The organism is Agromyces marinus, assembly GCF_021442325.1.
Taxonomy (GTDB): Bacteria; Actinomycetota; Actinomycetes; order Actinomycetales; family Microbacteriaceae; genus Agromyces; species Agromyces marinus.
The window spans coordinates 549250-572741 of record NZ_CP087879.1 but is presented as its reverse complement, the minus strand read 5'-3'; the positions used below and the strand labels follow the sequence as shown (position 1 = coordinate 572741).

Genomic DNA, 23492 nt, shown 5'->3' with positions numbered 1-23492 from the left:
CCGTCATGACGGAGGAGCATCGATCCGGCGCCCCAACGGCCGCGCCGCACGCGTCCTCGCGCGAGGTCTCGCGCGCAGTGGCGGTCCTCATCTCGAGCGCGACGGCGTTCGGCGCCCTGATCGTCTTCCTCTACTTCGCGCTCATCGATCCGGTTCCGGTCGACGACGCGGCGCTCCGATCGCTCGAGACCGGAAGCGTCGTGACCTTCGCGGTCGTGGGTGCCGGGATCCTCGTCGGGGCGATCATCATGGTCGTCTGGCTCGGGCGACCCATCCGTGTCTGGCTGCGCCGCATCGAGGATGGCGCCCCCGCTGCGGGGCTGCCCCCGAACGTCGCTCGACTGGTGCTGCTCTGGCCGATCATCGGCGCATCGCTCGTCGCAGCGGGCAGCCTCGTCGTGGCGGTGTTCTTCGCGATCCTGTACGACGATCCGGGCAACTTCGTCGGCATCGCGATCGGCGGCGCCGTCGGGACGACGATCGTCTACTTCGGTACCGACCTGATCTGGCGGCGACAGGTCCCGACCTTCTTCCCCGACGGCGACCTGAGCGCCGTCCGCACGTTCCGGCTCCTCGTCCGGAGGCGCCTGCTGGTGGCGTTCCTCCTCATCGGCGGGCTCACGCCGACCCTGCTCGTGGTCCTGTCACTGGCACGAACGCGTTCCGTGCTCGATGCCGAGAACCCGCAGGCGATCGTCGACAACCTCGTCCTCATGCAGCTGTTCATCCTCGGGGTGGGCCTCGTCACCGGGGTGATCACAGCGGTCCTGGTCGCACGAGCCATCGTCGAACCGCTCGATGCGCTGCAGGCCGCGATGCGTCGCGTGGAAGGCAACGAGCTCGACACGCGCGTGGTGGTGACCACCAACGACGAGCTCGGCTACCTCGGCGAGCGGTTCAACGCCATGACGGCCGGCCTGCGCCAGGGCGAGCGGGTCCGTGAACTGTTCGGGCTGTACGTGAGCGCCGAGGTTGCCCAGGCTGCTGTGGACACCGGGGCGGGGCTGGGCGGCACGCTCGTCGAGTGCTCGGTGGTCTTCTCCGACATCCGCGACTTCACGACCCTCAGTGAGCGGATGTCGCCGGACCGCCTCGTCGACGTGATCAACCGGTACATGACGGCGATGGTGTCGGTCGTCGTCGAGCACGGCGGAGTGGTGACCCGCTTCGCGGGCGACTCGATCCTGGCGGTCTTCGGCACGCCGCTCAATCCCATGCCGGACCACGCCGACCGCGCGGTGCAGGCGGCGATGGGCATGCGCCGGGCCCTGGCCTCGTTCAACGAGGCGGAGACCGCGGAGGGCCTGCCGAACCTGGAGTCGGGCGTCGGCATCGCGACGGGCCCGGCCATCGCCGGCAACATCGGCGGCCGCGAGCGGATCGAGTACACGGTCATGGGCGACACCGTGAACCTCGCCGCGCGGCTGGAGGACAAGACCAAGGATGTCGGCGCGCCGATCCTCATGAGCGCGGAGACGTACCGGGCGCTCGGCGACGAGCGTGATCTGCGCGCAACGGCGATGACGGATGTCGCGATCAAGGGCAAGCACGACCCGGTGACCGTCTACGCACTCCCCGACTGACCCGGCAGCGGGCCGTCACCGCGGCGGTGAGCACTCACGGGGTCGGTCCCATGGAATGCCCCACCGCGCCGGGCGTTGGAGACCTGTATGAAGCGCATCGGTTTCCTCTCGTTCGGGCACTGGTCGAACTCCCCCGGCTCGCAGACGAGATCGGCGTCCGACGTGCTGCTCCAGTCGATCGACCTCGCGGTCGCGGCCGAGGAGGTCGGCGCCGACGGCGCCTACTTCCGCGTGCACCACTACGCGAACCAGCTCGCGAGCCCCTTCCCCCTGCTTGCGGCGGCGGGCGCGAAGACGAGCCGGATCGAGCTCGGCACGGGCGTGATCGACATGCGCTACGAGAACCCGCTCTACATGGCGGAGGATGCCGGCGCCGCCGACCTCATCGCGGGCGGCCGCCTGCAGCTCGGCATCTCCCGCGGGTCACCCGAGCAGGTCATCGACGGCTACCGCTACTTCGGGTACGAGGCGCCCGAGGGTGAGACCATGGCCGATGTCGCCCGGAACAACGCGGGGGTGTTCCTGAAGGTCATCGACGGCGCCCGGTTCGCCGAGCCGAATCCGCGCCCGATGTTCCCGAACCCGCATCCGGGGCCGCTCGGCATCCAGCCGCAGTCGCCCGGCCTGCGCGACCGCATCTGGTGGGGCGCGGGCTCCGACTCGACCGCCGTGTGGGCGGCCGAGCAGGGCATGAACCTCATGAGCTCGACGCTCAAAGCCGATGAGTCGGGCGAGCCCTTCCACGTGCAGCAGCGCAAGCAGATCGAGGCGTTCCGAACCGCCTGGGCCGAGGCCGGCCACGAGCGGGAGCCGAGGGTCTCGGTGAGCCGGTCGATCTTCGCCATCGTGAACGACACGGACCGCGCGTACTTCGTCGGCGGCGGCGACCGGTCAGACCAGTTCGGCGTGATCGACGACTTCCGCGCCGTCTTCGGCCGCAGCTACGCCGCCGAACCCGACGTGCTCATCGAGCAGCTGCGCGAAGACGAGGCGATCGCCGCCGCCGACACGCTGCTCCTCACCGTGCCGAACCAGCTGGGCGTCGACTACAACGCGCACGTGCTCGAGTCGATCCTCACGCACGTTGCCCCGGCGCTCGGGTGGCGGTGAGCGGCGGCGTCCGTAGTCGTGATGCCGCTCTTCGACCACCTCGGAGCGCTACTACGCGGCATTCATCGGGACGACAACGGCGTCCGTCTCGAAACTCAGGTTCAACCCGCCGCAGGGGGCTGCGTCGGCGGGCTGAGCTCGCGCAGAGCGCGAAGGGGGCGGATGCCGCGGCATCCGCCCTGTCGCGTCGGCCGATCGGTGTGGCCGAATCGTGATCATCGCGTCCTCGGCTGGTCACTAGAGTCACTCGCAACCCGACCTTGGAGGGCTCTCCGTACCGCGGATCCCACCATGACCCCTACCCCAGAAAGCCCCCTCATGTCCACTACTCCTCCGCCGTCGACGACGCCGGCCGACTCAGTCCCGACTGAGAGCGCATCGTCGACACCGCTCCCGCAGGCCGCCGAATCCGCCGGCGCGATGAAGGCGCTCTCCGACATGGCATCTGCTACCCAGGTGCTCCTCGTGGTCTGCGGCGTCCTGTCCGCGATCACCATCGGAACCGAGCTGTTCGGCATCGGGGCAGCCTCGAGCTACCTCGGCGGTGATGAGGCGGCCGTGGGCTCGATCAACGCCTACGACCAGACGTCGACGATCGTCAACGCCCTGGGGGCGATCGCCCTCATCGCGACCGGCGTGTACTGGGCCATCTGGCAGTACCGCGCTGCCAAGCAGGTCGCCGGTCGCACCCGACGCTCGCCCGGCCGGCACGCGAGCTCCTGGTTCATACCCATCGTCAGTTTCTGGTTCCCGTACCAGAACGTCTCGGATCTCTGGCGCGCGACCGGTCGCTCGCGGCCGCCGTGGCAGATCACCTGGTGGGTGCTGTGGCTGAGCAGCAACCTCGCCATCTGGATCGCAGGCCGCATCTACGCTGCCGCAGAGACGCTCGAACATTTCCGAAGCGCGATGTGGGTGAGCCTCGCCGGCGAGGTCCTCCTGCTGGCGGCCGCGCCGCTCGCGTGGATGGTCGTCCGGGGGATCACGCGTGGCCTCCTCGAGCGTGCCCGGCTCGTCGATGCGGCGAGCGGGGCGGAAGTCGCCACTTCTCCTGCCTGACGGCTGCGAGTGCCAGCCGCCCTACGCCGCCCACCACGGCCGCAGCGGCAGGTCGCCGATGCCGCCGCGGTCGCCGGGCTTCACCGCGAGCACCTGGTGCAGCTGGATGCCGCCGCGCTCGAACTGGAGCCGCGAGCCGGCCATGTAGAGCCCCCACACCTTCGCGGTCGGCAGGCCGACCTCGTCGACCGCCTCGTCCCAGTGCTCGACGAGGTTGGCGCACCAGTCGCGCAGGGTCAGCGCGTAGTGCGGGCGCAGGTTCTCCTCGTGCAGCACCTCGAGGCCGGCATCCTGCGCTTCGGTGATGATGCGCCCGGACCCGGTGAGTTCGCCGTCGGGGAAGACGTAGCGGTCGATGAAGCCGTGCGTCGAGGGTTCGGACCGGTTGTCCGGGCGGGTGATGCAGTGGTTGAGCAGCAGCCCGCCGGGGCGCAGCCGCGACTGCAGGAATCGGAAGTACTTCGCGTAGTTGCGGACCCCGATGTGCTCGAGCAGCCCGATCGACGACACCGCATCGAACCCGCTGTCACGGATGTCGCGGTAGTCGCCGTGGCGCACCTCGGCGAGCTCGCCCAGGCCCTCCTCGGCGATGGCGCGCTGCGCCCACGTCGCCTGCTCCTCCGACAGCGTGACGCCGATGACCCGGATGCCGCGGCGCGCCGCGTAGCGCACCATGCCGCCCCACCCGCAGCCCACGTCGAGCAGCCGGTCGCCCGGGCTCAGCCGGAGCTTGTCGAAGACGAGCCGGTACTTGTTCTCCTGGGCTTCGTCGAGGGATGCCTCGGGGCGCGGGTAGCACGCGCAGGTGTAGGTCATCGACGGCCCGAGCACCCATTCGTAGAAGGCGTTCGAGACGTCGTAGTGGTGGTGGATGGCTTCGGCGTCCCGCGCCTTGCCATGCCGGCGCCCCGTGGCGACCCGACGCCACCGGGGCGGCGCCTCCCCCGGCGGCGGCGCGATCGGCCGCAGGTGCTCGACCCCGATCGAGCGGAGGATCTGCGCCATCACCCGTGGCGGCGGCATCCGGAACACCAGTTCGTCGGCGAGCGCCTTCAGCAGTTCGTAGGGGTCGCCCGGGTGCACGCCGTGGATCTCGAGGTCGCCGGCGATGTAGGCACGGGCGAGGCCGAGGTCGCCGCGACCGGTGGCGAGGTAGGTCGTGCCCCGCGGCGTCTTCAGCTCGATGCCGAGCGGGGCGTCGGGCGGGCCCGCCGAGCTGCCGTCGTACGCGGTGAACCGCAGCGGGAGCCGGCCGCCGGCGACGAGCTCGAGGATCTCGGCGAGGGTGAGCTTGCCCGAGGCATCCGCTGTCGTGGCATCCGCTGTCGTGGCATCCGCTCTCGTCGCCGGCCGCGGCCTGCGCTCCTTGGACGTCGTCATCGTCGTTGCACCGCCTTCGCATAGAGGTCGAGGAACCGCGAGTCGGGGTCGTACCGCCGCTTCGCGGCGCGGTAGGCGTCGCCGCCGTAGAGCGCGTCGAACTCGTCGCGCGGGTAGAAGGCGTCGGAGTACAGCGACTTGTGCCCGTCGAGCTCGCTCACCTTGTGCTCGATGAGCCGGTTCGTCGCGCCCTCGGTCGCGCCGACCGGCACGGTCGACCAGAAGCCGACGTTCACGTAGGTGCGGTGCGGCTCGAGCGGGTACAGCGGCCAGTCGGCGTCGTCGCGCGGTCGCAGCGGGCACAGCCAGATCGGCTCGATCGGCACCTCGGCGAGGAACCAGTCGAGGAACTCCGAGGTCCGCTCGATCGGGATCTCGACGTCCTGGATCACGCGCTCGCGCGGAGGCCGGCCGCGGAACCGCTCGATGCGGTTTCCGATGTCGAACCGCCGTTCGAGCTTCATGAGCTTCCAGTACGCGCTGCTGCGCCGGTAGCGCCGCGGCCAGAGCCGGCGAACGAGCGGATGCTGCGTGCCGAACGCCTGCGAGCACCAGAACCAGTCGGTGTCCCACCGCCACAGGTAGTCGTGGATGGTGAGCCGGTCGTGCGTCTCGCCGTCGTCGTGCTGAATGGAGCGGTAGTAGATCTTCTGGCCGGTGTAGTCGCTGGTGGGGCCGGATGCCGCGGTCTGCACGCCCACGCAGAGGTAGCTCTCGTCGGCGCTGAAGACGGCCCCGTCGAGGTAGTCGACGCGGGTGCCGTCGTAGAGGGCGCCGGTCGCGACGATGCGGTCCATCGTGTCGATGAGGTCGGGGATGGCGTGGAACCGCAGGTGCGTCAGCGCGACGAACGGCTCGACCGGCTCCAGCTCGATGCGCAGCCGCACCGCGTAGCCGAGCGTGCCGTACGAGTTCGGGAACGCGCGGAACAGGTCGGCGTGCTCCGTCGGCGACGCGGTCACGACCTCGCCGGCGCCGGTGAGGATGTCGAGCTCGAGCACCGACTCGTGCGGCAACCCGCTGCGGAACGACGTCGACTCGATCCCGAGCCCCGTCACCGCGCCGCCCAGGGTGATGGTCTTGAGTTGAGGCACGACCATCGGCGCCAACCCGTGGGGCAGCGTCGCCGCGACGAGATCCTCGTAGGTGCACATGCCGGCCACGTCGGCCGTCCGCGCCTCCACGTCGACCCCGATGACCCGCGTCAGCCCCGACGTGTCCAGGCCCCGGGCCTCGACCCGGTCGCGCGACCGGAACAGGTTCGACGTCGGCTTCGCGAGTCGCACCGTCGCCGTCGCGGGCAGTGCTCGGTAGCTCGCCAGCAGGCGCTCCACGCCGTCGGCGTGAGCAGCCCGTGCGTCAGTCGCGTCGGTCGCAGGAGCGGACACACCTTCACGGTAGTCCGCGGGTCCAGCCATCCGCATCAGCTCCCCCACACCGGTGCGGCCACATGGAGGGCAGAGGGCCTACTCGGCCTGCTCCGGCACGACGTCCAGCATGAAGCGCGTGGCATCACCTTGTCGTACGGGATGGGAGTCGGTCGGTAGCCGGGATACTTGTCCTTGATGCGGCTCAGCACCTGCTGAAGCTTCGAGTACCGCTCGTGACCCGAAGCCATAAAGGGCTCACCCGGCTGGGAACGTCCGTCACTGTAGAACTCTGTGATGAACCATTGTCCATCTCGTTCTTCGAACTGGAGTCGCTGCAATTCCGCCATGCCCTGGGTGTATGAGCCACGCTCCCTGTCAAGGTGCAATCGCCCCTCGGGAAGGCTCGCGCGCGCTCGGCCACACGCGATTGGGCAACTGACGGGGAGAGTCAGGTAAGCTTCGCGATCTTGCTGTCAAAGGCGCGGCAGACCTTACCGGCTCGCTCCTCCTACTACTTGTCTGCTGACTTCCGCGCGCTCGGTTCGTTGTACCAGGTCGTTACGGCCGCGATGTTGAGAAGGAACAAGAAGAGCCCGATAAGTACAGTGACGACGATCGCCAGCACTGACCAACCTGTTCCGTTAGTGGCGACGATCCAGTTGAAGAGCCCGAGAATGGCTGCACCGGATACCAAGATTATGAACACGGTAAGCGCTACATTGGTCTTGTTCAGCTTTCTGGGCTGAATCAGTCCAGGATGGACCCGACGAGCGTACTCTGCCACGAGAGCGCTCAGCGCGTCATGCGCCTCAGATCCGACTGGCGCTTTGCTCAGGCTATCTGCAAGGTGGCCGAGGTTTCGGATGTCACGCGGCGTGCGCGCTTCTCGGGAAATCATGTTCCCAACGACCCCAAAGAGTGCCGGGATCACGGCGACCGCGATCGCAACCAGCCAACCCGATTGAAGAGCACTCTCCATGAACCCAACCTACCTACCGGATATCACTTCGCGTTGCGTTTTCGAATGTGACGAACAGGCGTCTGTGCCTATGAGGGCCGGGAAGGCCCCACGAGCACTCACCAATCTCCGGGCCACGATAGCGTCGAGCGGTGGAATGAACGCCGATGCGTTAGGTCAGCAGGGGCGACACCAGAGGCAGTTGGGAACCCGATGCTGCTGCAATTCAATCTTGGACTCCGTCGGGCAGCCCAAAGCTCAGGTCGCCGCGCTTAATGATCGGCATCATCAGCGGCGCCTCAAAGACGCGGAGCGTGATATCGGCTATAGCCTGCCTTACAAACGGGAGCAGACTCATCAGCGCGACATTGTTGATGAATTCCTCCATCGCATCAGCGGGAACCTCGTTCGCGCGCAAGGCTTCAAGGCCGTATTCCGCTTGCACCGTACAACCGATGTTCCCAGGCTGCGCCGAGATTCGCGTCTCGAGGATTATGCGGAAGCCGCTCTCGTCGTCGCGGGCATTCGTCATCAGTCGATAGTCGGGATCAATGGCAGCCTCTTCGGCCGCATTTTCTGATGCGATATCTACCCGTTCCGCTGACAATGCCGTCGTCGAAATCGCCAATAGGCTGACATCAGCAAGAAGATCCTGAACGGTGATCGGCTGTTCAGGCATGCGCTGGGATATTGATAGCGCCCGGCGACCAGCCCCAAGCCCACCGGGCCGGCGGGACGACCGACCAGCCCAACGCCGTGCCCTTCGCGAGTGCCTCAAACGCGGTGACGTCATTGTCGCAGCACTCATCTTTGACAACGTGGTCAATCGAGGCGCCAACGGCAAGGGCGTACCTGCGGACAGTGGCCAACGTCGGGTTGGCGTCATAGCGCTCGAAGGCCGCGACGGTGGGTTGACTGACACCCATCCGTTCCGCGATCGTCTCCTGGGTCAAACGGTGGCGCTTCCGCATCCCTACAAGTTCCTGGAGGAGCTTGTCGTGGGACTCCACAAGCGAGTCAGCAAGCACTTCAAGGTTGGGTGGGGTGCCGGTCATAGACTAAACTCTATAGACGGTGATCGTTCAAGGCAATCCCCACCGGCTCGGCTGGCCCTGGTTGTGCCAACCGATCGCAGTTCGGATCTCCTGTTGCTGCGCCGCATTGACGTCCTCGACAGCGACGTCCTTCTCGTGGGCATGATGCCCGATGAAGTGTGAGGGAGCTTCCGCGGGCTCGGAGTGGTACATCCGGACGAGAACCTCGCCATGCCGCCGGGACCCATCTGGCAGCTGATCTGTGACTGGGATACCCTGCCACCTGATCTCGTAGAGTGGCGGCGGGTTGGCGACGTCGACTGGCTTGACCTCGTCTACAGGTCGCAGCTCGCCTCGTTGAGCGCGGAGAATCCGCTGCTTGAACTCGCTTTTCGCCATCTGGATGGACCATGGATTCCAGAGACGTCCTGCCGGGCTGATGGCATCCACCAGTACAGCAACCGCGACGTTGACGTCGTGACCAACTTCGCACTGAGGGTACCCGTACCACCGAAAGGTCGGCGTGACGGGCCCGCTGCAGCGCGACGGAGCGTCAAAGTTCGGCACGATCGCGATCCTATCCTCGACGTACGACACGGGGGCGGGACGCTTCACTCATCCCGCCGGCCCGTATCGGAGCGACGCTGCAACAGCTACGTCTCCGACCCCGGGAAGCAGGCAAACGCGCCCCTCTAGAAGTCCCAGTCCTCGTCCTCCGTGACGACCGCCTTGCCGATCACGTACGACGAGCCCGACCCCGAGAAGAAGTCGTGGTTCTCGTCGGCGTTCGGCGAGAGCGAGGCGAGGATCGCCGGGTTCACGTCGGTGACCGAAGAGGGGAACATCGACTCGTAGCCGAGGTTCATGAGGGCCTTGTTGGCGTTGTAGTGCAGGAACTTCTTGACGTCCTCGGTGAGGCCGAGGCCGTCGTAGAGGCTCTGCGTGTACTGCACCTCGTTGTCGTAGAGCTCGTAGAGCAGCGAGAACGTGTAGTCCTTGAGTTCGTCGCGCTGGGCCTGGCCGATGAGCTCGAGTCCGCGCTGGAACTTGTAGCCGATGTAGTAGCCGTGCACGGCCTCGTCACGGATGATGAGGCGGATGAGGTCGGCCGTGTTGGTCAGCTTCGCCCGCGAAGACCAGTACATCGGCATGTAGAAGCCCGAGTAGAACAGGAAGCTCTCGAGCATCGTCGAGGCGACCTTGCGCTTCAACGGCTCGTCGCCACGGTAGTACTCCATGACGATCGCGGCCTTCTTCTGCAGGTGCTCGTTCTCGACCGACCAACGGAACGCGTCGTCGATCTCCTTCGTCGAGCACAGCGTCGAGAAGATCGACGAGTAGCTCTTCGCGTGCACCGACTCCATGAACGCGATGTTGGTGTACACCGCCTCTTCGTGCGGGGTCAACGAGTCGGGGATGAGCGAGACCGCACCGACCGTGCCCTGGATGGTGTCGAGCAGCGTCAGACCCGTGAACACCCGCATCGTGGTCTGCTGCTCCTCGGGGGTCAGCGTGTTCCACGACTGCACGTCGTTCGACAGCGGCACCTTCTCGGGCAGCCAGAAGTTGTTGACCAGGCGATTCCAGACCTCCAGGTCTTTGTCGTCCTGGATGCGGTTCCAGTTGATCGCGTTGACGTGATCGACGAGCTTGACCTTGCCACCGTGGGCGGGGTCGTTCTTCGCCGAGTTCACCGGGTCGGTGAGAGTCATCCGTTCAGTCCTCTTCTCCAGTCATCCGTAATGTGAGAAATACTCACAAAGTGCAGCTGACGCAAAGTTCCAGCTCCGTGCCTTCCAGCGCCTGCTGACGCAGCCGGATGTAGTAGATCGTCTTGATGCCCTTCTTCCAGGCGTAGATCTGGGCCTTGTTGATGTCGCGGGTCGTCGCGGTGTCCTTGAAGAACAGCGTGAGCGAGAGACCCTGGTCGACGTGCTGCGTCGCCGCGGCGTAGGTGTCGATGACCTTCTCGTAGCCGATCTCGTACGCGTCCTGGTAGTACTCGAGGTTGTCGTTCGTCATGAACGGCGCCGGGTAGTAGACGCGACCGAGCTTGCCTTCCTTGCGGATCTCGATCTTCGACGCGATCGGGTGGATCGACGACGTCGAGTTGTTGATGTACGAGATCGAGCCGGTCGGCGGCACCGCCTGCAGGTTCTGGTTGTAGATGCCGTGCTCCTTGACGGATGCCGCGAGCTCGCGCCAGTCGTCCTGCGTCGGGATGTGCACCCCGGCGTCCGCGAACAGCTGCGCGACCCGCTCCGTGGTCGGCACCCACGCGGCATCCGTGTACTTGTCGAAGAACTCGCCCGACGCGTACTTCGAGTCGGCGAAGCCGTCGAAGGTCTCGCCGCGCTCGATCGCGATGCGGTTCGACGCGCGCAGCGCGTGGAAGAGCACCGTGTAGAAGTAGATGTTCGTGAAGTCGATGCCCTCGTCGCTGCCGTAGTGGATGCGTTCGCGGGCGAGGTAGCCGTGCAGGTTCATCTGGCCGAGGCCGATGGCGTGCGACTTGTCGTTGCCGTCTTCGACCGAGCGCACCGACGAGATGTGCGACATGTTCGACACTGCGGTGAGGCCGCGGATGGCGGTATCGACGGTCTTGCCGAGGTCGGGCGAGTCCATCGCGAGGGCGATGTTGAGCGACCCCAGGTTGCACGAGATGTCCTTGCCGATCTCGGCGTAGGAGAGGTCTTCGTTGTAGGTCGTCGGCGTGTTGACCTGGAGGATCTCGGAGCACAGGTTCGACATGTTGATCCGGCCCTTGATCGGGTTGGCCTTGTTCACCGTGTCTTCGAACACGATGTAGGGGTAGCCCGACTCGAACTGGATCTCGGCGATGGTCTGGAAGAACTCGCGCGCGTTGATCTTCGTCTTCTTGATGCGCGGGTCGTCGACCATGGCGCGGTAGTTCTCCGACAGCGGCACGTCGCCGAACGGCTTGCCGTATACGCGCTCGACATCGTACGGCGAGAAGAGGTACATGTCCTCGTTGTTCTTCGCGAGCTCGAACGTGATGTCGGGGATCACGACGCCGAGCGAGAGCGTCTTGATGCGGATCTTCTCGTCGGCGTTCTCGCGCTTGGTGTCGAGGAACCGCATGATGTCGGGGTGATGCGCCGACAGGTACACCGCGCCCGCGCCCTGGCGCGCGCCGAGCTGGTTGGCGTACGAGAACGAGTCCTCCAGCAGCTTCATCACGGGGATGATGCCCGACGACTGGTTCTCGATCTGCTTGATGGGCGCACCCGACTCGCGGATGTTCGACAGCAGGAGCGCCACGCCGCCGCCGCGCTTCGACAGCTGGAGCGAGGAGTTGATGCCCCGCGAGATCGACTCCATGTTGTCTTCGATGCGGAGCAGGAAGCACGAGACGAGCTCGCCGCGCTGCGCCTTGCCCGTGTTGAGGAAGGTCGGCGTCGCGGGCTGGAAGCGCCCGGCGATGATCTCCTCCACGAGGTCGGTCGCGAGCTGCTCGTCGCCCTGCGCGAGGCCGAGCGCGGTCATCACGACCCGGTCTTCGAAGCGCTCGAGGTAGCGCTTGCCGTCGAAGGTCTTGAGCGTGTAGCTCGTGTAGTACTTGAACGCGCCGAGGAAGGTCTCGAAGCGGAACTTCTTCGAGTAGGCCAGGTCGTTGAGCTGCTGGATGAACTCGAACGAGTACATGCCGAGCACCTCGGGCTCGTAGTACTCCTTCTCGACGAGGTAGTCGAGCCGCTCCTTCAGCGAGTGGAAGAAGACCGTGTTCTGGTTGACGTGCTGGAGGAAGTACTCGCGCGCCGCCTCCCGGTCCTTCTCGAACTGGATCTTCCCGTCGGCGCTGTACAGGTTCAGCATCGCGTTCAGGGCGTGGTAGTCCATCCCCGAGTTGCTCGAGCGCGGTGCGTCGATGACCGCTACGCCACTGTCGCCTGCGGCGCCTGCTGCTGCGTTGACCAAAATGCGTCCAATCCCTCGTCGACGGCGCGAACGTCGTCTGGTGTTCCGAATACTTCGAAGCGGTAGAGGTGCGGCACATGGCACTTCGCGGCGACGACGTCGCCGGCGAGACCGTAGGCCGCACCGAAGTTGGTGTTCCCCGCGGCGATGACGCCGCGGATGAGCGCGCGGTTGTGCTGGTCGTTCAGGAACCTGATGACCTGCTTGGGCACGGCGCCCTTGCCGTCCCCTCCCCCGTAGGTCGGGACGACGAGCACGTAGGGTTCGTCGGCGACGAGCGCGGCATCCTTCGCGTGCAGCGGGATGCGCGCCGCCGGACGCCCGAGCTTCTCGATGAAGCGCGCGGTGTTGCCCGAGACGCTCGAGAAGTAGATGAGGTTCGCCATGTCAGCCCCTGCTGGTCGAGTGGCCGCGCGAAGCCGGCGCGTCGAGACCCAGGCCGCGGGCTACGCCAGCCGCGAGGCCAGCTCGTCGATCTTGTCGGGGCGGAAGCCCGACCAGTGACCTTCGTCGGTGATGACGACCGGGGCCTGCAGGTAGCCGAGCTCCTTGACCGCGGCGAGCGCCGTCTCGTCCTGTGACAGGTCGAGGATCTCGTACTCGATGCCCTTGCTGTCGAGGGCGCGGTACGTGGCGTTGCACTGGACGCAGGAAGGCTTGGTGTAGACCGTGACCGTCATGTGTTCGACCCCTTTTCTCTGGCCCCCGCGGGCCGTTTCCCCCGGTGTTGCTTCGGTCCTTCGATACTACATCTTGTGCCTGAGCAAAGGAACGACCCCAAGATGATGTAGTTACATTCGTGTAGTTTTCCACCGCGTCATCCACCGTCCATCAACAGGGCGATGCAGCCCTGATCGGCGGATTTCCGCGGGTGCCGACTCGGTTCTCCACAGGCCCGCTCATTCGTGCGGTTCCGGCCTGTGAATGGATGCCGGGCGTGTCGTCGGCGTGTCGCGCACGAACGCCACCACGAGGCATCCGCACCGCCCGCGCACCGCAGACGGCGACCCCGCCTGCGACGGACTCACACGACATACCGGCTCCCCGACCCGACATCTGGCCCTCATCGGCCTGCCGACCACAACATGTGGTGGGCATCTGCTGGCAATGCTGCCACCACCCACCGACATCGCCGTGACGGATGCCGCGGCGCGTCGCGGGCCGTCTCGGCGCGTCGCAGCCCGTCCGCGAAGTCAGCCCCTGCGACGTCGGGTCGCCGCGCTCACGCCAACGCGAACCCGGACACCTCGAGCAACAGGAGTGTCGCGACCACGAACGTCAGGCCCGTGTGAACGCGGCCCCACGCCCCTATCGCGCACCGCCCCGGCCGGGCTAGCCTGACGGCGGACCAGTACCCGGCGCAGACCCACCCCTGCGAAGGAAGGACCGCATGTCGCACACCGTGATCTCGCACGACGGCGCCGCGATCGCCTACGACCGCGAAGGCGAGGGGCCACCGGTGATCCTCATCGGCGGCGCGTTCCAGTTCCGCGCGTTCGATCCCGCGACCCGTCGACTCGCGACGCTCATCGCGCAACGCGGCTACACCGTCGTCAACTACGACCGGCGCGGTCGCGGCGAGAGCGCCCACGACGCTCGCATGGGCCTCCACGAGAGCCTGGCCGACCTGCGCGCGATCGTCGCGGAACTCGAGCGCACGCACGACCTGGGCGTCGGCGTCGCCCTGTTCGGCAACTCCTCGGGCGCCGCCATCGCGCTCGCGGCCGCCGCGCACGGGCTGCCCGTCACCGCCATCGTCGGATTCGAGGTGCCGACCGGCACCGAGCAGGGTGCCGACGGCGCCGAGTTCCTCACTGGACTCCGCGAACGCCTCGCCGGCGACGACGCCGACGCCGTCGTCGAGTACTTCATGAAGGACATGCCGCCCGAGTGGCTCGAGCGCTCCAAGGCGAGCCCCGCCTGGCCGCTGATGGTGCGCATCGGCCCGAGTCTCGAAGCGGATGCCGAGGCGCTCGCCTGGGCGCAGTCCGCGCCGCACGCGGACCTGTTCGGGTCGATCACCGCACCCGCGCTCCTCCTCGTCGGCGACCAGGACGCGCCGAGCGGGATGGGACCGGCAGCCGAGGCGATCGCCTCAGCGCTGCCGAACGGCGAGCGCCGAGGCATCCGGGCGATCGACCACGCCTGGCAGCCCGAAGACCTGGCCGCAGCGATCGCCGACTTCCTCGACGCAAACGTGCCGCGCTGATCGCGGCCGTGCCGGAGCCGGCTACTGCGCGACGAACTGGCTGACGACGACCATCGCCACCGCCAGCACGGCGATGCCCAGCCCGGCGAGCCCGACGACCAACCCGATCCGCTGATCTCGGCCCATGGCCTTGGCGAGGCCGACCTGTGCTGCGGCCGCGTCGATCTGCTCCGCGACCGCCGTGGAGTCGAATGCGATGTCGACGACGCGCTCGACGGCCGCCCGGTCCGAGACGCCGATCGTGATCTTGCGCCGACGTGTGATGACGGTTCCCGAATGGCCCGACATGCCGGCCCGGAGCGACGGCATCCGCTGCCCGTCCAGGCCCGCCTTCCATTCGATGGCGCGGGCCACGTCGTTGACGCTGTACCTGCGGGCCGACTCGTCGACGGCGACCTGATGCACGAAGGTCTCCTTGAGCCCGTTGCGGCTCAGCGGCATCCACCACTTCGCGTCGGCGAGGTCGAGCACGACGTCGAACCCTCGCTCGGTGCGATCGATCGTGTAGGCCGTATCGGCCAGCCGAGGTTCGAGTTCGGCGATGAGGGATTCGGTCAGGGTTCGCGTTCGGGTCACGCGACGATCGTATTCGAACCGTCGAGCAGTGGGCCGCCCCGACCACCTGCCGCGACCAGCGCCCGGATCGTTCACCTGCGAGATGCGGCGCACGTGCAGGATGGTGCACATGGACGCAGCCCACCACCTCATCGTCGGCGCCGGCCCCGTCGGGACGTCGCTCGCCCTCCGGCTGGCCGAGCGCGACGAGCAGGTGCGCGTCGTCACGCGGTCGGGCGGCGGCCCGCGGCATCCGCTCGTCGAACTCGTCGCGCTCGACGCGAGCGAGCCGGTCGCCCTCGCCGACGCCGCCCGCGGCGCCGGCATCGTCTACAACTGCGCCAATCCCGGGGCGTACCCGCAGTGGGAGCGCGTCTGGCCGCCGCTGGCCGCGTCGATCCTGCAGGCGGCCGAGGCATCCGGCGCCGTGCTGGTGACCATGGGCAACCTCTACGGGTACGGACCGGTCGACGGACCGATGCAGCAGGACACGCCGCTGCGGCCGTCCGACCACAAGGGTGCGCTGCGCGCCCGGATGTGGGAGGAGGCGCTCGCCGCGCACCGCGCCGGGCGCGTCCGCGTGACCGAGGCGCGAGCCTCCGACTACCTCGGGCCGACCACGCCCGCCTCGAGCGGGCTGCTCGCCCGATACGCAGCGGCGACGCTCGCAGGGAAGCCCGCGACCGTGTTCGGCGACCCGGACGCCGCGCACTCGTGGACCGCGGTCGACGACATCGCCGCGACGCTCGACGTGCTCGGGCGCGACGAACGCGCCTGGGGATCCCCGTGGATCGTGCCGTCGAACCCGCCCGCGAGCGTCCGCGAGGTGCTCACCGCCATCGGCGAGCGGGCCGGAACCGGCGAGCCGACACTGCGACGGATGCCGCGGTGGGCCGTTTCATCGCTCGGACTCGTCGTGCCGATCCTGCGCGAACTCGCGGGAGTCATGTACCAGTTCGAGCGGCCGTTCGTGGTCGATGCAGCCGAGACGACGGCGACCTTCGGCCTGACGCCGACGAACTGGGACGGGCTGCTCGACGCGACCGCGCGCGCCTGGCGCGAGCGCGCGATCGGCACCCGCTGACGCGCGCGTTGCGCCACGGGTGCGCGCGGTGCTACCCCTTCGCGGCCTTCGCAGCCGCCTTCGCAGCCTGCTTCGTGGCACGGACCTTCGCGAGCGACTCGGGGTCGACGATGTCGGCCACGGAGGCGTACGAACCCTCGTCGCCGTAGTGGCCGGCGGCGTCGCGCCATCCGCTCGCCTCGAGCCCGCACTGCTTGCCGAGCAGCGCCAGGAAGATCTTCGCCTTCTGCTCGCCGAAGCCCGGAAGCGCCTTGAGTCGCTTCAGCACCTCGGCGCCGTCGGGGTCGCCCTGCGTCCAGATCGCGGCGGCGTCGCCGCCCCACTCGTCGCGCACCGCGGCCGCGAGCGCCTGCACGCGCCCGGCCATCGAGCCCGGGTACCGGTGCACGGCGGGCGGCTGCTTGAACGCCTCGGCGAACCGCTCGGGCTCGACGGCGGCGATCGCGGCGGGCTCGATCGTGCCGACGCGGTCGCGGATCTTCGCGGGCCCCGCGAACGCCGTCTCCATCGCGACCTGCTGGTCGAGCAGCATGCCGGTGAGCAGCGCGAACGCGTCGCTGCCCAGCAGGTCGTCGGCAGCGGCATCCCCCGTGATGTTGAGCGTGGTCATGCTTCCATCCTCGCACCGGCGCCCCGCGGCCGGACGCGCGACGCCAGCATCACCCCGACGAGCGCGATCGCGGCCGTGACCGCGAACTCCGGCGTGAACGGCACCGAAGCGGTCACGCTCGCGACGAGCGCCGTGATCGCGAGCGCGATCGCACCGCCGAGCGACTCGCCGATCGTGAGGGCGGCGCTGTTGAACCCCTGCTGCGAGACCTCGGACTGCTCGAGCACCGCGACCGAGAACCGCGGGTACATGAACCCCATGGCCGCGCCCGCGATCGTCCACGCCGCGAATGCGGTGACGGGCGGCAGCGTGAAGACGGCGATGAGCAGCACGCCGCCGAGTGCGACCGCGAGCGTCGCCGCGCCGATCCGCACGACCTCGGTGTTGGAGAGCCGGGTGTCGAGTCGGCCCTGCAACCAGGACGCCGCGGCCCACGACACGCCGGCGCCGGTCAGCACGGCACCCGCGAGCCCGGCCGGCAGGCCGTACTCGTCGATCAGGAACTTGGGCAGGTAGATCTCGCTGCCGAAGAACGCCCCGGCGACGACGGCACGCATGAGCACCGTCGCCGGGATGCCGCGCGCGGCGCGCAGGGTGCCGACCGGCAGGAGCGGGCGCACCGCGATCACGACGACGATGATCGCGAGCACCGCGACGAGCCACCGCCACGGCTCCGCGAACTCGGCCGCGAGGCTCACGCCCAGGGCGGCGCCCGCCGCGAGCATGGACCAGCCGATCCGCCGTGCGCTCCACGGAACGCCCCGGTCGCCGCGGACCTTCTCGAGCACGCGCAGCAGCGGCGCGAGCATCATGAGCGCGGCGGGGAGGACGAGCGCGATCACGCCGAGGAACACCCAGCGCCAGCTGAACTCCTCGGCGATCGTGCCCGCGATCGACGGGCCGACGATCGACGGGATCACCCAGGCCGCCGCGAACCCGGCGAACACGCGCGAACGGACCGACTCGGGGTACACCCGGGCGACGATGACGTAGAGCGGCACGATGACGGCGGCACCGCCGATGCCGTGCACGAGCCGGCCGATCACGAGCACGGTCATGTCCTGTGCGAGGCCGGCGATGACGAGCCCGACCACGAAGAGCACCCCTGCGGCCAACAGGGGCGGGAGCGGCCCCGAGCGGTCGCTCCAGTTGCCGGCGATGACCATGCCCACGACGCCGGCGGCCAGCGGCACCGAGAACGCGAGCGCGTAGAGCCCCTCGCCGTCGAGGTCGGCCGCGACGATCGGCATCGCGGTCGTGACCGCGAGCACCTCGAACGCGGCCAGGAAGATCAGCGAGAACATGCCGAGCGAGAGCCAGCGCCACTCGCGTGCGAAGACCCCGGGTGCGGCCGATCGCGTCGGCTCGCCGGGCGTCGTGGAGGTGGTGCGGTCGGTCACCGTCCGAGCCTACGTCGACCCGCCGGCATCCGCTCGGACCTCAGAGTTCCTCGTGCGACTCCGGGTCGCCGCCCCAGATCCGGCCGCGCTCGAGCGCCGAGATCGCGTCGATCTCGTCCTGCGCGAGCTCGATGCCGAACACGTCGAGGTTCTCGCGTCGCCGCGCGGCATCCGCCGACTTCGGGATCGGCACCGCGCCGAGGGCGAGGTGCCAGGCGAGCACGACCTGCGCGGTCGTGACGCCGTGGCGCGCGGCGATCTCGACGAGCGCGTGCTCGGCGAGCAGTTCGGTCCGCTTGGCGAGCGGGCTCCAGCTCTCGGTGCGGATGCCGTGCTCGGCATGGAAGGCGCGCAGCTCGGCCTGCGAGAAGTACGGGTGGAGCTCGACCTGGTTCACCACGGGCATGAGCCCGGTCTCCGAGCCGAGGCGTTCGAGCATCTCGGCGGTGAAGTTCGAGACCCCGATCGATCGCACGACCCCGCGCTCCCTGAGCTTGATCATCGATCGCCAGCTGTCGACGTACTTGTCGCGGCTCGGGTTCGGCCAGTGGATGAGGTAGAGGTCGACCCACTCGAGGTCGAGTCGCGTGCGCGACTGCTCGAAGCTCGCGAGCGTCTCCTCGGCGCCGTGATGGCGGCCCGGGAGCTTGGTCGTGATGAAGAGGTCGCTGCGGTCGACGCCCGACCGGCGCACGGCCTCGGCGACGACCTCTTCGTTGCCGTAGTTGTAGGCGGTGTCGAGCAGCCGGTAGCCGTCGCGGATGGCGGTCTCGATCGCCTCGACGCCCGTCTGGTCGTTCAGTCCGTACGTCCCCAATCCGATCGCGGGAATGGTGTTGCCGTCGGCGAGGGCATACGCGTGGGCGGTCATGCCCTCCATCCTGAACCCCAACGGGGTCCGCTCGCCAGCCGACGGGCGCTATCGGCCCGGATCGGCCGTCGATGCGGCGGTCGGCTGCGCCGGCGCCCGGCCGACCGCGCCCGGTCCGACCCGTCGCCGCCTGCGGCGCACGAACGTGACGAGAACGGATGCCGCGGCCAGCACGATCGGCACGAGCAGGTTCTGCCACGCGAGCACGAGCAGGCCGGCCGTGAGCACCGTCGCGACGACCGCGAGCCACCAGCCGGCCGACCACTTCCGCAGGATGAGCGTCGCGGCGAGCATGCCCGCGGCGTAGATCGCGACCATGTTGCTCGTGTGGATGAGGATGAAGCCCGACAGGTCGAGCCCGTTCCACAGCATGAGGCCGAAGTAGACGGTGATGAGCACCGCCGTGAGGGCCAGCGCCCGTCGCGGGACCGCGCCGTCCTCCACGCCCTTCGCGAAGAATCGGGGCAGGTCGCCGTCGCGGCCGAGCGCGGCGCCGAGCTTGCCGAACGCGGGCAGGTAGGCGTTCACGACGCCGACCGTGACGATCGCGGCGACGACCGCGACGAGCACCGAGCCGATGCCGGGTGCGGTCGTCTCGACGAGGTCGAGCAGCGGCACCTGGCTCTCACCCGCCCGATCGCCGAGCACGGCGACGGTCACGAACTGGAGCGCGAGGTAGCCGACCCCGACGACGGCGATCGCGATGCCCGTCGCGAGCGGGATCGTGCGGCGCGGGTCGCGGAACTCGCCCGCGATGTGCGTGCCGACCTCCCAGCCCGCGAACGCCCACACGAAGAGGCTGATCGCGACGCCGACCCCGGCCCAGCCGTTCGGCAGGAACGGGGTGAAGTTCGCCGCGTCGGCCGCGGGGAACGTGACCGCGACGACGCCGACGACCACGGCGAGCAGCAGCCCGGTGAGCACGAACTGCACCCAGCCCGCGACGCGCACGCCGAACCAGTTCGCGATGAACGGCGGCAGGAAGACCGCGAAGCCGATGATCGGCACGGCGGCGCGGTCGACGCCGAGCACCGCGACGACGTACTCGCCGCCGAGGACCGCGACGACGGGCGCCCCGACGCAGACGCCGAAGAAGAACCAGTAGCCGGTCATGCGGGCGGCGGTCGGCCCGAGCGCGCGACGCACGTAGCTGGCGACGCCGCCCGGGTCGGGGAATCGCGAGGCGAGCGCGGCGAAGGTGCCCGCGAGCGGGATCGAGAGCACGAGCACCGCCGCGACCGCGACGATGGATGCCGGGCCGGCGACCTGCGCGGCGAGCCCGGGCAGCACGAGGATCCCGGTGCCGAGCACGCTCGCGATGTAGAGGGCGGTGCCCTGGACGAGGCCCAGCCGGCCGTGGTGCGGTGTCGCTGCGCCGACCGGGGGCGCGACGTCCAGGGTTCTCGAACTCACCTGCTCATCGTGCCGGATGCCAGCGGCACACGCACTGGCAGGGATGACAGCGTTGGTTCACATCCTGCCAACCGCCATCGCGGCGTGCGCGGTGCCGGCGCTACACCCGCCCGAGCGCCCCGTCGATGTCGGCAAGCAGGTCGTCCACATCCTCGATGCCGACCGAGAGGCGCACGATCGACTCCGGCACCTCGGCCTCGGTGCCCTTCACCGACGCGTGCGTCATCTCCGACGGGTAGTTCACGAGCGACTCGACGCCGCCGAGCGACTCGGCCAGCGTGAACAGCTCGGTCGACTCCGCGAACCGGCGCGCGGCCGCGCCGCCGCCCACGAGATCGATCGACACCATGCCGCCGAAGCCCGACATCTGCCGCGCGGCGAGCGCGTGGCCCGGGTGCGACTCGAGGCCCGGGTACAGCACGCGAGCGACCGCTGGATGCTCGTCGAGCCGTCGCGCGATCGCGAGCGCGTTCTGGCTGTGCCGCTGCATCCGGACCCCCAGGGTCTTGATGCCGCGCGTCGTGAGGAACGCGTCGAACGGCGCCGAGACCGCGCCGGCCGCGAACTGCGTGAAGCCGACGCGCTCGGCGAGCTCCTCCCGGCCGGGCGCGAACACCAGCGCGCCGCCGACGACGTCGGAGTGCCCGCCGAGGTACTTCGTCGTCGAGTGCACGACCACGTGCGCGCCGAGCGCGACCGGCTGCTGCAGCGCCGGGCTCGCGAACGTGTTGTCGACCACGACGGTGAGGCCCGCTTCGTCGCCGAGCTCGGCGAGCGCCGCGATGTCCGAGATCTTCATGAGCGGGTTCGACGGCGTCTCGACCCACAGCACCTTCGTGGTGCCGAGCTCGATCGCGGCACGCACCGCGTCGAGGTCGCTCGTGTCGACCGTCGAGTGGCGAACGCCCCAGTCGCCGAAGATGCGGCGGATGAGCCGGTGCGTGCCGCCGTACACGTCGTTGCCGATCACCACGTGGTCGCCGGGCCGAAGCACCGTGCGCAGCAGCGCATCCTCCGCCGCGAGGCCCGACGCGAACGACAGGCCGCGGATGCCGCCCTCGAGCGCGGCGAGCTGGGTCTCGAGCGCGGTGCGCGTCGGGTTGCCGCCGCGCGAGTACTCGTACCCGCCGCGGAGGCCGCCGATGCCGTCCTGCGCGTACGTCGAGGTCACGTGGATCGGCGGGATCACCGCGCCGGTCGTGGGGTCGAACTCCTGGCCCGCGTGGATCGCGCGGGTGTCGAAGCCGGTGTCGTGATGCATGTCTGGCCTTTCGCAGCGGATGCCGCGGCATCCGTTTCTGACGGATTCGAGGGAGGGATCAGGAGGAGAGGTACGAGAGCAGGTCGGTGCGCGTGATCACGCCGAGCGCCTTGCCGCCGTCGGTGACGAGCATCGCGGGCGCCTCGCCGAACGCCTGGCGTGCGGTCGCGACCGGCTCGTTCACGCCGATGAGCGGCAGCGCCTCGCCGACCACCGCCGACACCTCGTCGGTGAGCTTCGCACGCCCCGAGAACACCTGGTCGAGCAGGTCGTCCTCGTGCAGCGCGCCGACGACCTCGCCGAGCACGACAGGCGGCTCGGCCGAGAGCACGACCAGCTGCGAGACGCCGGCCTCGGTCATCCGGTCGATGGCCTCGCGCACGGTGTCGTTCGGATGCACGTAGACGAACGGCGCGGTGCGGTCGGCCTTCGCCGCGAGGATGTCGCGGATGGTGTGGCCCGCGGGCGCGTTGCCGAAGCCGTACGCGCGCAGCCACTTGTCGTTGAAGATCTTGCCGAGGTACCCGCGCCCCGAGTCGGGCAGCAGCACGACGAAGACGTCGTCAGGCGAGGCGGATGCCGCGGCCTTGAGCGCCGCGACGACGGCCATGCCGCTCGAACCGCCGACGAGGATGCCCTCCTCGCGGGCGAGGCGCCGCGTCATCTCGATCGACTCGGCGTCGGTCACCGCGATGATCTCGTGCGGCACGCTCGGGTCGTACGCGGTCGGCCAGAAGTCCTCGCCGACGCCCTCGACGAAGTAGGGCCGGCCGGTGCCGCCCGAGTAGACCGAGCCCTCGGGGTCGGCCCCGACGATGCGCACCGTGTCGCCCGAGACCTCGCGGAGGTAGCGGCCGGTGCCCGTGATCGTGCCACCCGTGCCGACGCCGGCCACGAAGTGCGTGACCTTCCCCTCGGTGTCGCGCCAGATCTCAGGCCCGGTCGTCTCGTAGTGCGAGAGCGGGCCGTTCGGGTTCGAGTACTGGTCGGGCTTGAACGCGCCCGGGATCTCGCGCGCCAGCCGGTCGGACACGCCGTAGTACGACTCGGGGCTGTCGGGCGCGACCGCGGTCGGCGTCACGACGACCTCGGCGCCGTAGGCCTTCAGCACGTTCCGCTTGTCCTCCGAGACCTTGTCGGGGCACACGAACACGCACCGGTAGCCGCGCTCCTGCGCGACGAGGGCGAGGCCGACGCCCGTGTTCCCCGACGTGGGCTCGACGATCGTGCCGCCCGGCTTCAGCTTGCCCTCGCGCTCGGCCGCGTCGATGATGTTGCGCGCGATGCGGTCCTTCGATGAGCCGCCGGGGTTCAGGTACTCGAGCTTGACGAGCACCGTGGCATCCGTCACGCCCTCGGTGACCCGGTTGAGCCTCACAAGGGGCGTGTCGCCGACGAGTTCGGTGATGTGGGCTGCGTACTTCATGCGGTGTGCTTTCCTCGGTGTCAGGTGCGTCGATGCCCGCCCGGACGGCGCGCGACGCGTGGGAGTGGGTCGCTGATCAGCGACGACAACACCGGGGCGAGAAGCTCACCCGCCAAGCCTAGCGGGTGAGCGATGCCGCATGCCCGCGTCCGGCCGGTTCCGGCGCCTGCACGGCGCGCCTGGCGGCATTCTCCCAGCCGCATGCGTTGCTATTGACTACCCCTGCCCCG

The 23492-nt window shown here is 68.8% G+C and carries 22 protein-coding genes; 5 read left to right on the top strand and 17 right to left on the bottom strand.

Going from position 1 to position 23492, the window contains the following annotated elements:
- Positions 1-5: 5 nt before the first annotated feature.
- From DSM26151_RS02745 to DSM26151_RS02735, 3 genes are all read left to right on the top strand, one after another.
- On the top strand, positions 6-1583 hold the full coding sequence (locus DSM26151_RS02745) for an adenylate/guanylate cyclase domain-containing protein (RefSeq protein ID WP_234660896.1): 1578 nt from the start codon (positions 6-8) through the stop codon (positions 1581-1583).
- 87 nt (positions 1584-1670) lie between these two features.
- Positions 1671-2693, top strand: a complete 1023-nt coding sequence (locus DSM26151_RS02740; protein WP_234660895.1) for an LLM class flavin-dependent oxidoreductase — start codon at positions 1671-1673, stop codon at positions 2691-2693.
- Positions 2694-3131: 438 nt separating this feature from the next.
- Positions 3132-3752, top strand: a complete 621-nt coding sequence (locus DSM26151_RS02735; protein WP_234660894.1) for a DUF4328 domain-containing protein — start codon at positions 3132-3134, stop codon at positions 3750-3752.
- A 21-nt stretch (positions 3753-3773) separates the two neighbouring features.
- Here the strand turns inward: DSM26151_RS02735 and DSM26151_RS02730 are convergent, their stop codons facing one another.
- The 10 genes from DSM26151_RS02730 to nrdH form a co-directional block, all read right to left on the bottom strand.
- A complete protein-coding gene (locus DSM26151_RS02730) occupies positions 3774-5132 on the bottom strand; it encodes a class I SAM-dependent methyltransferase (RefSeq protein ID WP_234660893.1) in 1359 nt (452 codons plus the stop codon).
- On the bottom strand, positions 5129-6520 hold the full coding sequence (locus DSM26151_RS02725) for an FAD-binding oxidoreductase (RefSeq protein ID WP_234660892.1): 1392 nt from the start codon (positions 6518-6520) through the stop codon (positions 5129-5131). Before DSM26151_RS02725 ends, DSM26151_RS02730 begins: the two co-directional genes overlap by 4 nt.
- Before the next feature lie 493 nt (positions 6521-7013).
- Positions 7014-7481 (bottom strand): hypothetical protein, encoded by a 468-nt coding sequence (locus DSM26151_RS02720; RefSeq protein WP_234660891.1) that lies wholly within the window; start codon positions 7479-7481, stop codon positions 7014-7016.
- 205 nt (positions 7482-7686) lie between these two features.
- Positions 7687-8139, bottom strand: a complete 453-nt coding sequence (locus tag DSM26151_RS02715; RefSeq protein WP_234660890.1) for a hypothetical protein — start codon at positions 8137-8139, stop codon at positions 7687-7689.
- A complete protein-coding gene (locus DSM26151_RS02710) occupies positions 8132-8515 on the bottom strand; it encodes a helix-turn-helix domain-containing protein (protein WP_234660889.1) in 384 nt (127 codons plus the stop codon). The genes DSM26151_RS02715 and DSM26151_RS02710 overlap by 8 nt, the downstream gene beginning before the upstream one ends.
- Positions 8516-8542: 27 nt before the next feature.
- The gene (locus DSM26151_RS02705) at positions 8543-9061 is read right to left on the bottom strand and encodes a hypothetical protein (RefSeq protein ID WP_234660888.1); all 519 of its coding nucleotides are present in this window, start codon (positions 9059-9061) and stop codon (positions 8543-8545) included.
- 125 nt (positions 9062-9186) lie between these two features.
- The gene (nrdF, locus tag DSM26151_RS02700; RefSeq protein WP_234660887.1) at positions 9187-10206 is read right to left on the bottom strand and encodes a class 1b ribonucleoside-diphosphate reductase subunit beta; all 1020 of its coding nucleotides are present in this window, start codon (positions 10204-10206) and stop codon (positions 9187-9189) included.
- A gap of 43 nt (positions 10207-10249) precedes the next feature.
- Positions 10250-12355: a class 1b ribonucleoside-diphosphate reductase subunit alpha gene (gene nrdE, locus DSM26151_RS02695; RefSeq protein ID WP_234660886.1), complete on the bottom strand. Its 2106-nt coding sequence runs from the start codon at positions 12353-12355 to the stop codon at positions 10250-10252.
- A 35-nt stretch (positions 12356-12390) separates the two neighbouring features.
- The gene (nrdI, locus tag DSM26151_RS02690) at positions 12391-12819 is read right to left on the bottom strand and encodes a class Ib ribonucleoside-diphosphate reductase assembly flavoprotein NrdI (RefSeq protein ID WP_234660885.1); all 429 of its coding nucleotides are present in this window, start codon (positions 12817-12819) and stop codon (positions 12391-12393) included.
- Positions 12820-12879: 60 nt separating this feature from the next.
- Positions 12880-13113 (bottom strand): glutaredoxin-like protein NrdH, encoded by a 234-nt coding sequence (gene nrdH / locus DSM26151_RS02685; protein WP_234660884.1) that lies wholly within the window; start codon positions 13111-13113, stop codon positions 12880-12882.
- A 710-nt stretch (positions 13114-13823) separates the two neighbouring features.
- Between nrdH and DSM26151_RS02680 the strand changes: the two genes are divergently transcribed.
- The gene (locus DSM26151_RS02680) at positions 13824-14642 is read left to right on the top strand and encodes an alpha/beta fold hydrolase (RefSeq protein ID WP_234660883.1); all 819 of its coding nucleotides are present in this window, start codon (positions 13824-13826) and stop codon (positions 14640-14642) included.
- Between the two features lie 21 nt (positions 14643-14663).
- On the opposite strand, the gene DSM26151_RS02675 is transcribed toward DSM26151_RS02680, so the two are convergent.
- The gene (locus tag DSM26151_RS02675; protein ID WP_234660882.1) at positions 14664-15218 is read right to left on the bottom strand and encodes a hypothetical protein; all 555 of its coding nucleotides are present in this window, start codon (positions 15216-15218) and stop codon (positions 14664-14666) included.
- 109 nt (positions 15219-15327) lie between these two features.
- Here DSM26151_RS02675 and DSM26151_RS02670 point away from each other — a divergent pair, with 109 nt between their 5' ends.
- Positions 15328-16281, top strand: a complete 954-nt coding sequence (locus tag DSM26151_RS02670; RefSeq protein WP_234660881.1) for an NAD-dependent epimerase/dehydratase family protein — start codon at positions 15328-15330, stop codon at positions 16279-16281.
- 31 nt (positions 16282-16312) lie between these two features.
- Here DSM26151_RS02670 and DSM26151_RS02665 read toward each other — a convergent pair whose 3' ends face one another.
- From DSM26151_RS02665 to DSM26151_RS02640, 6 genes are all read right to left on the bottom strand, one after another.
- Entirely contained in the window at positions 16313-16891 is a 579-nt protein-coding gene (locus tag DSM26151_RS02665) for an HhH-GPD-type base excision DNA repair protein (protein WP_234660880.1), read from the bottom strand.
- A complete protein-coding gene (locus DSM26151_RS02660) occupies positions 16888-18291 on the bottom strand; it encodes an MFS transporter (RefSeq protein WP_234660879.1) in 1404 nt (467 codons plus the stop codon). The genes DSM26151_RS02665 and DSM26151_RS02660 overlap by 4 nt, the downstream gene beginning before the upstream one ends.
- A 40-nt stretch (positions 18292-18331) precedes the next feature.
- Positions 18332-19162, bottom strand: coding sequence for an aldo/keto reductase (locus tag DSM26151_RS02655; RefSeq protein WP_234660878.1), 831 nt, complete (start codon positions 19160-19162; stop codon positions 18332-18334).
- Between the two features lie 48 nt (positions 19163-19210).
- On the bottom strand, positions 19211-20575 hold the full coding sequence (locus tag DSM26151_RS02650) for an APC family permease (protein ID WP_234660877.1): 1365 nt from the start codon (positions 20573-20575) through the stop codon (positions 19211-19213).
- Positions 20576-20675: 100 nt separating this feature from the next.
- The gene (locus DSM26151_RS02645) at positions 20676-21836 is read right to left on the bottom strand and encodes a cystathionine gamma-synthase (protein WP_234660876.1); all 1161 of its coding nucleotides are present in this window, start codon (positions 21834-21836) and stop codon (positions 20676-20678) included.
- A gap of 58 nt (positions 21837-21894) precedes the next feature.
- Positions 21895-23262 carry a cystathionine beta-synthase gene (locus DSM26151_RS02640; protein WP_234660875.1) on the bottom strand — a complete coding sequence of 456 codons (1368 nt, stop codon included), beginning with the start codon at positions 23260-23262 and terminating at the stop codon, positions 21895-21897.
- Positions 23263-23492: the final 230 nt, after the last annotated feature.

What these genes read in the sequence shown, in the direction of transcription:
- nrdE (WP_234660886.1), bottom strand. Translation starts at nt 12,355, where the DNA reads ATGGACTACCACGCCCTGAACGCGATGCTGAACCTGTACAGCGCCGAC.
- nrdI (WP_234660885.1), bottom strand. Translation starts at nt 12,819, where the DNA reads ATGGCGAACCTCATCTACTTCTCGAGCGTCTCGGGCAACACCGCGCGC.
- nrdF (WP_234660887.1), bottom strand. Translation starts at nt 10,206, where the DNA reads ATGACTCTCACCGACCCGGTGAACTCGGCGAAGAACGACCCCGCCCAC.
- DSM26151_RS02640 (WP_234660875.1), bottom strand. Translation starts at nt 23,262, where the DNA reads ATGAAGTACGCAGCCCACATCACCGAACTCGTCGGCGACACGCCCCTT.
- DSM26151_RS02680 (WP_234660883.1), top strand. Translation starts at nt 13,824, where the DNA reads ATGTCGCACACCGTGATCTCGCACGACGGCGCCGCGATCGCCTACGAC.
- DSM26151_RS02665 (WP_234660880.1), bottom strand. Translation starts at nt 16,891, where the DNA reads ATGACCACGCTCAACATCACGGGGGATGCCGCTGCCGACGACCTGCTG.
- DSM26151_RS02745 (WP_234660896.1), top strand. Translation starts at nt 6, where the DNA reads ATGACGGAGGAGCATCGATCCGGCGCCCCAACGGCCGCGCCGCACGCG.
- DSM26151_RS02715 (WP_234660890.1), bottom strand. Translation starts at nt 8,139, where the DNA reads ATGCCTGAACAGCCGATCACCGTTCAGGATCTTCTTGCTGATGTCAGC.
- DSM26151_RS02655 (WP_234660878.1), bottom strand. Translation starts at nt 19,162, where the DNA reads ATGACCGCCCACGCGTATGCCCTCGCCGACGGCAACACCATTCCCGCG.
- DSM26151_RS02720 (WP_234660891.1), bottom strand. Translation starts at nt 7,481, where the DNA reads ATGGAGAGTGCTCTTCAATCGGGTTGGCTGGTTGCGATCGCGGTCGCC.
- nrdH (WP_234660884.1), bottom strand. Translation starts at nt 13,113, where the DNA reads ATGACGGTCACGGTCTACACCAAGCCTTCCTGCGTCCAGTGCAACGCC.
- DSM26151_RS02735 (WP_234660894.1), top strand. Translation starts at nt 3,132, where the DNA reads ATGGCATCTGCTACCCAGGTGCTCCTCGTGGTCTGCGGCGTCCTGTCC.
- DSM26151_RS02730 (WP_234660893.1), bottom strand. Translation starts at nt 5,132, where the DNA reads ATGACGACGTCCAAGGAGCGCAGGCCGCGGCCGGCGACGAGAGCGGAT.
- DSM26151_RS02645 (WP_234660876.1), bottom strand. Translation starts at nt 21,836, where the DNA reads ATGCATCACGACACCGGCTTCGACACCCGCGCGATCCACGCGGGCCAG.
- DSM26151_RS02670 (WP_234660881.1), top strand. Translation starts at nt 15,328, where the DNA reads ATGGACGCAGCCCACCACCTCATCGTCGGCGCCGGCCCCGTCGGGACG.
- DSM26151_RS02740 (WP_234660895.1), top strand. Translation starts at nt 1,671, where the DNA reads ATGAAGCGCATCGGTTTCCTCTCGTTCGGGCACTGGTCGAACTCCCCC.
- DSM26151_RS02710 (WP_234660889.1), bottom strand. Translation starts at nt 8,515, where the DNA reads ATGACCGGCACCCCACCCAACCTTGAAGTGCTTGCTGACTCGCTTGTG.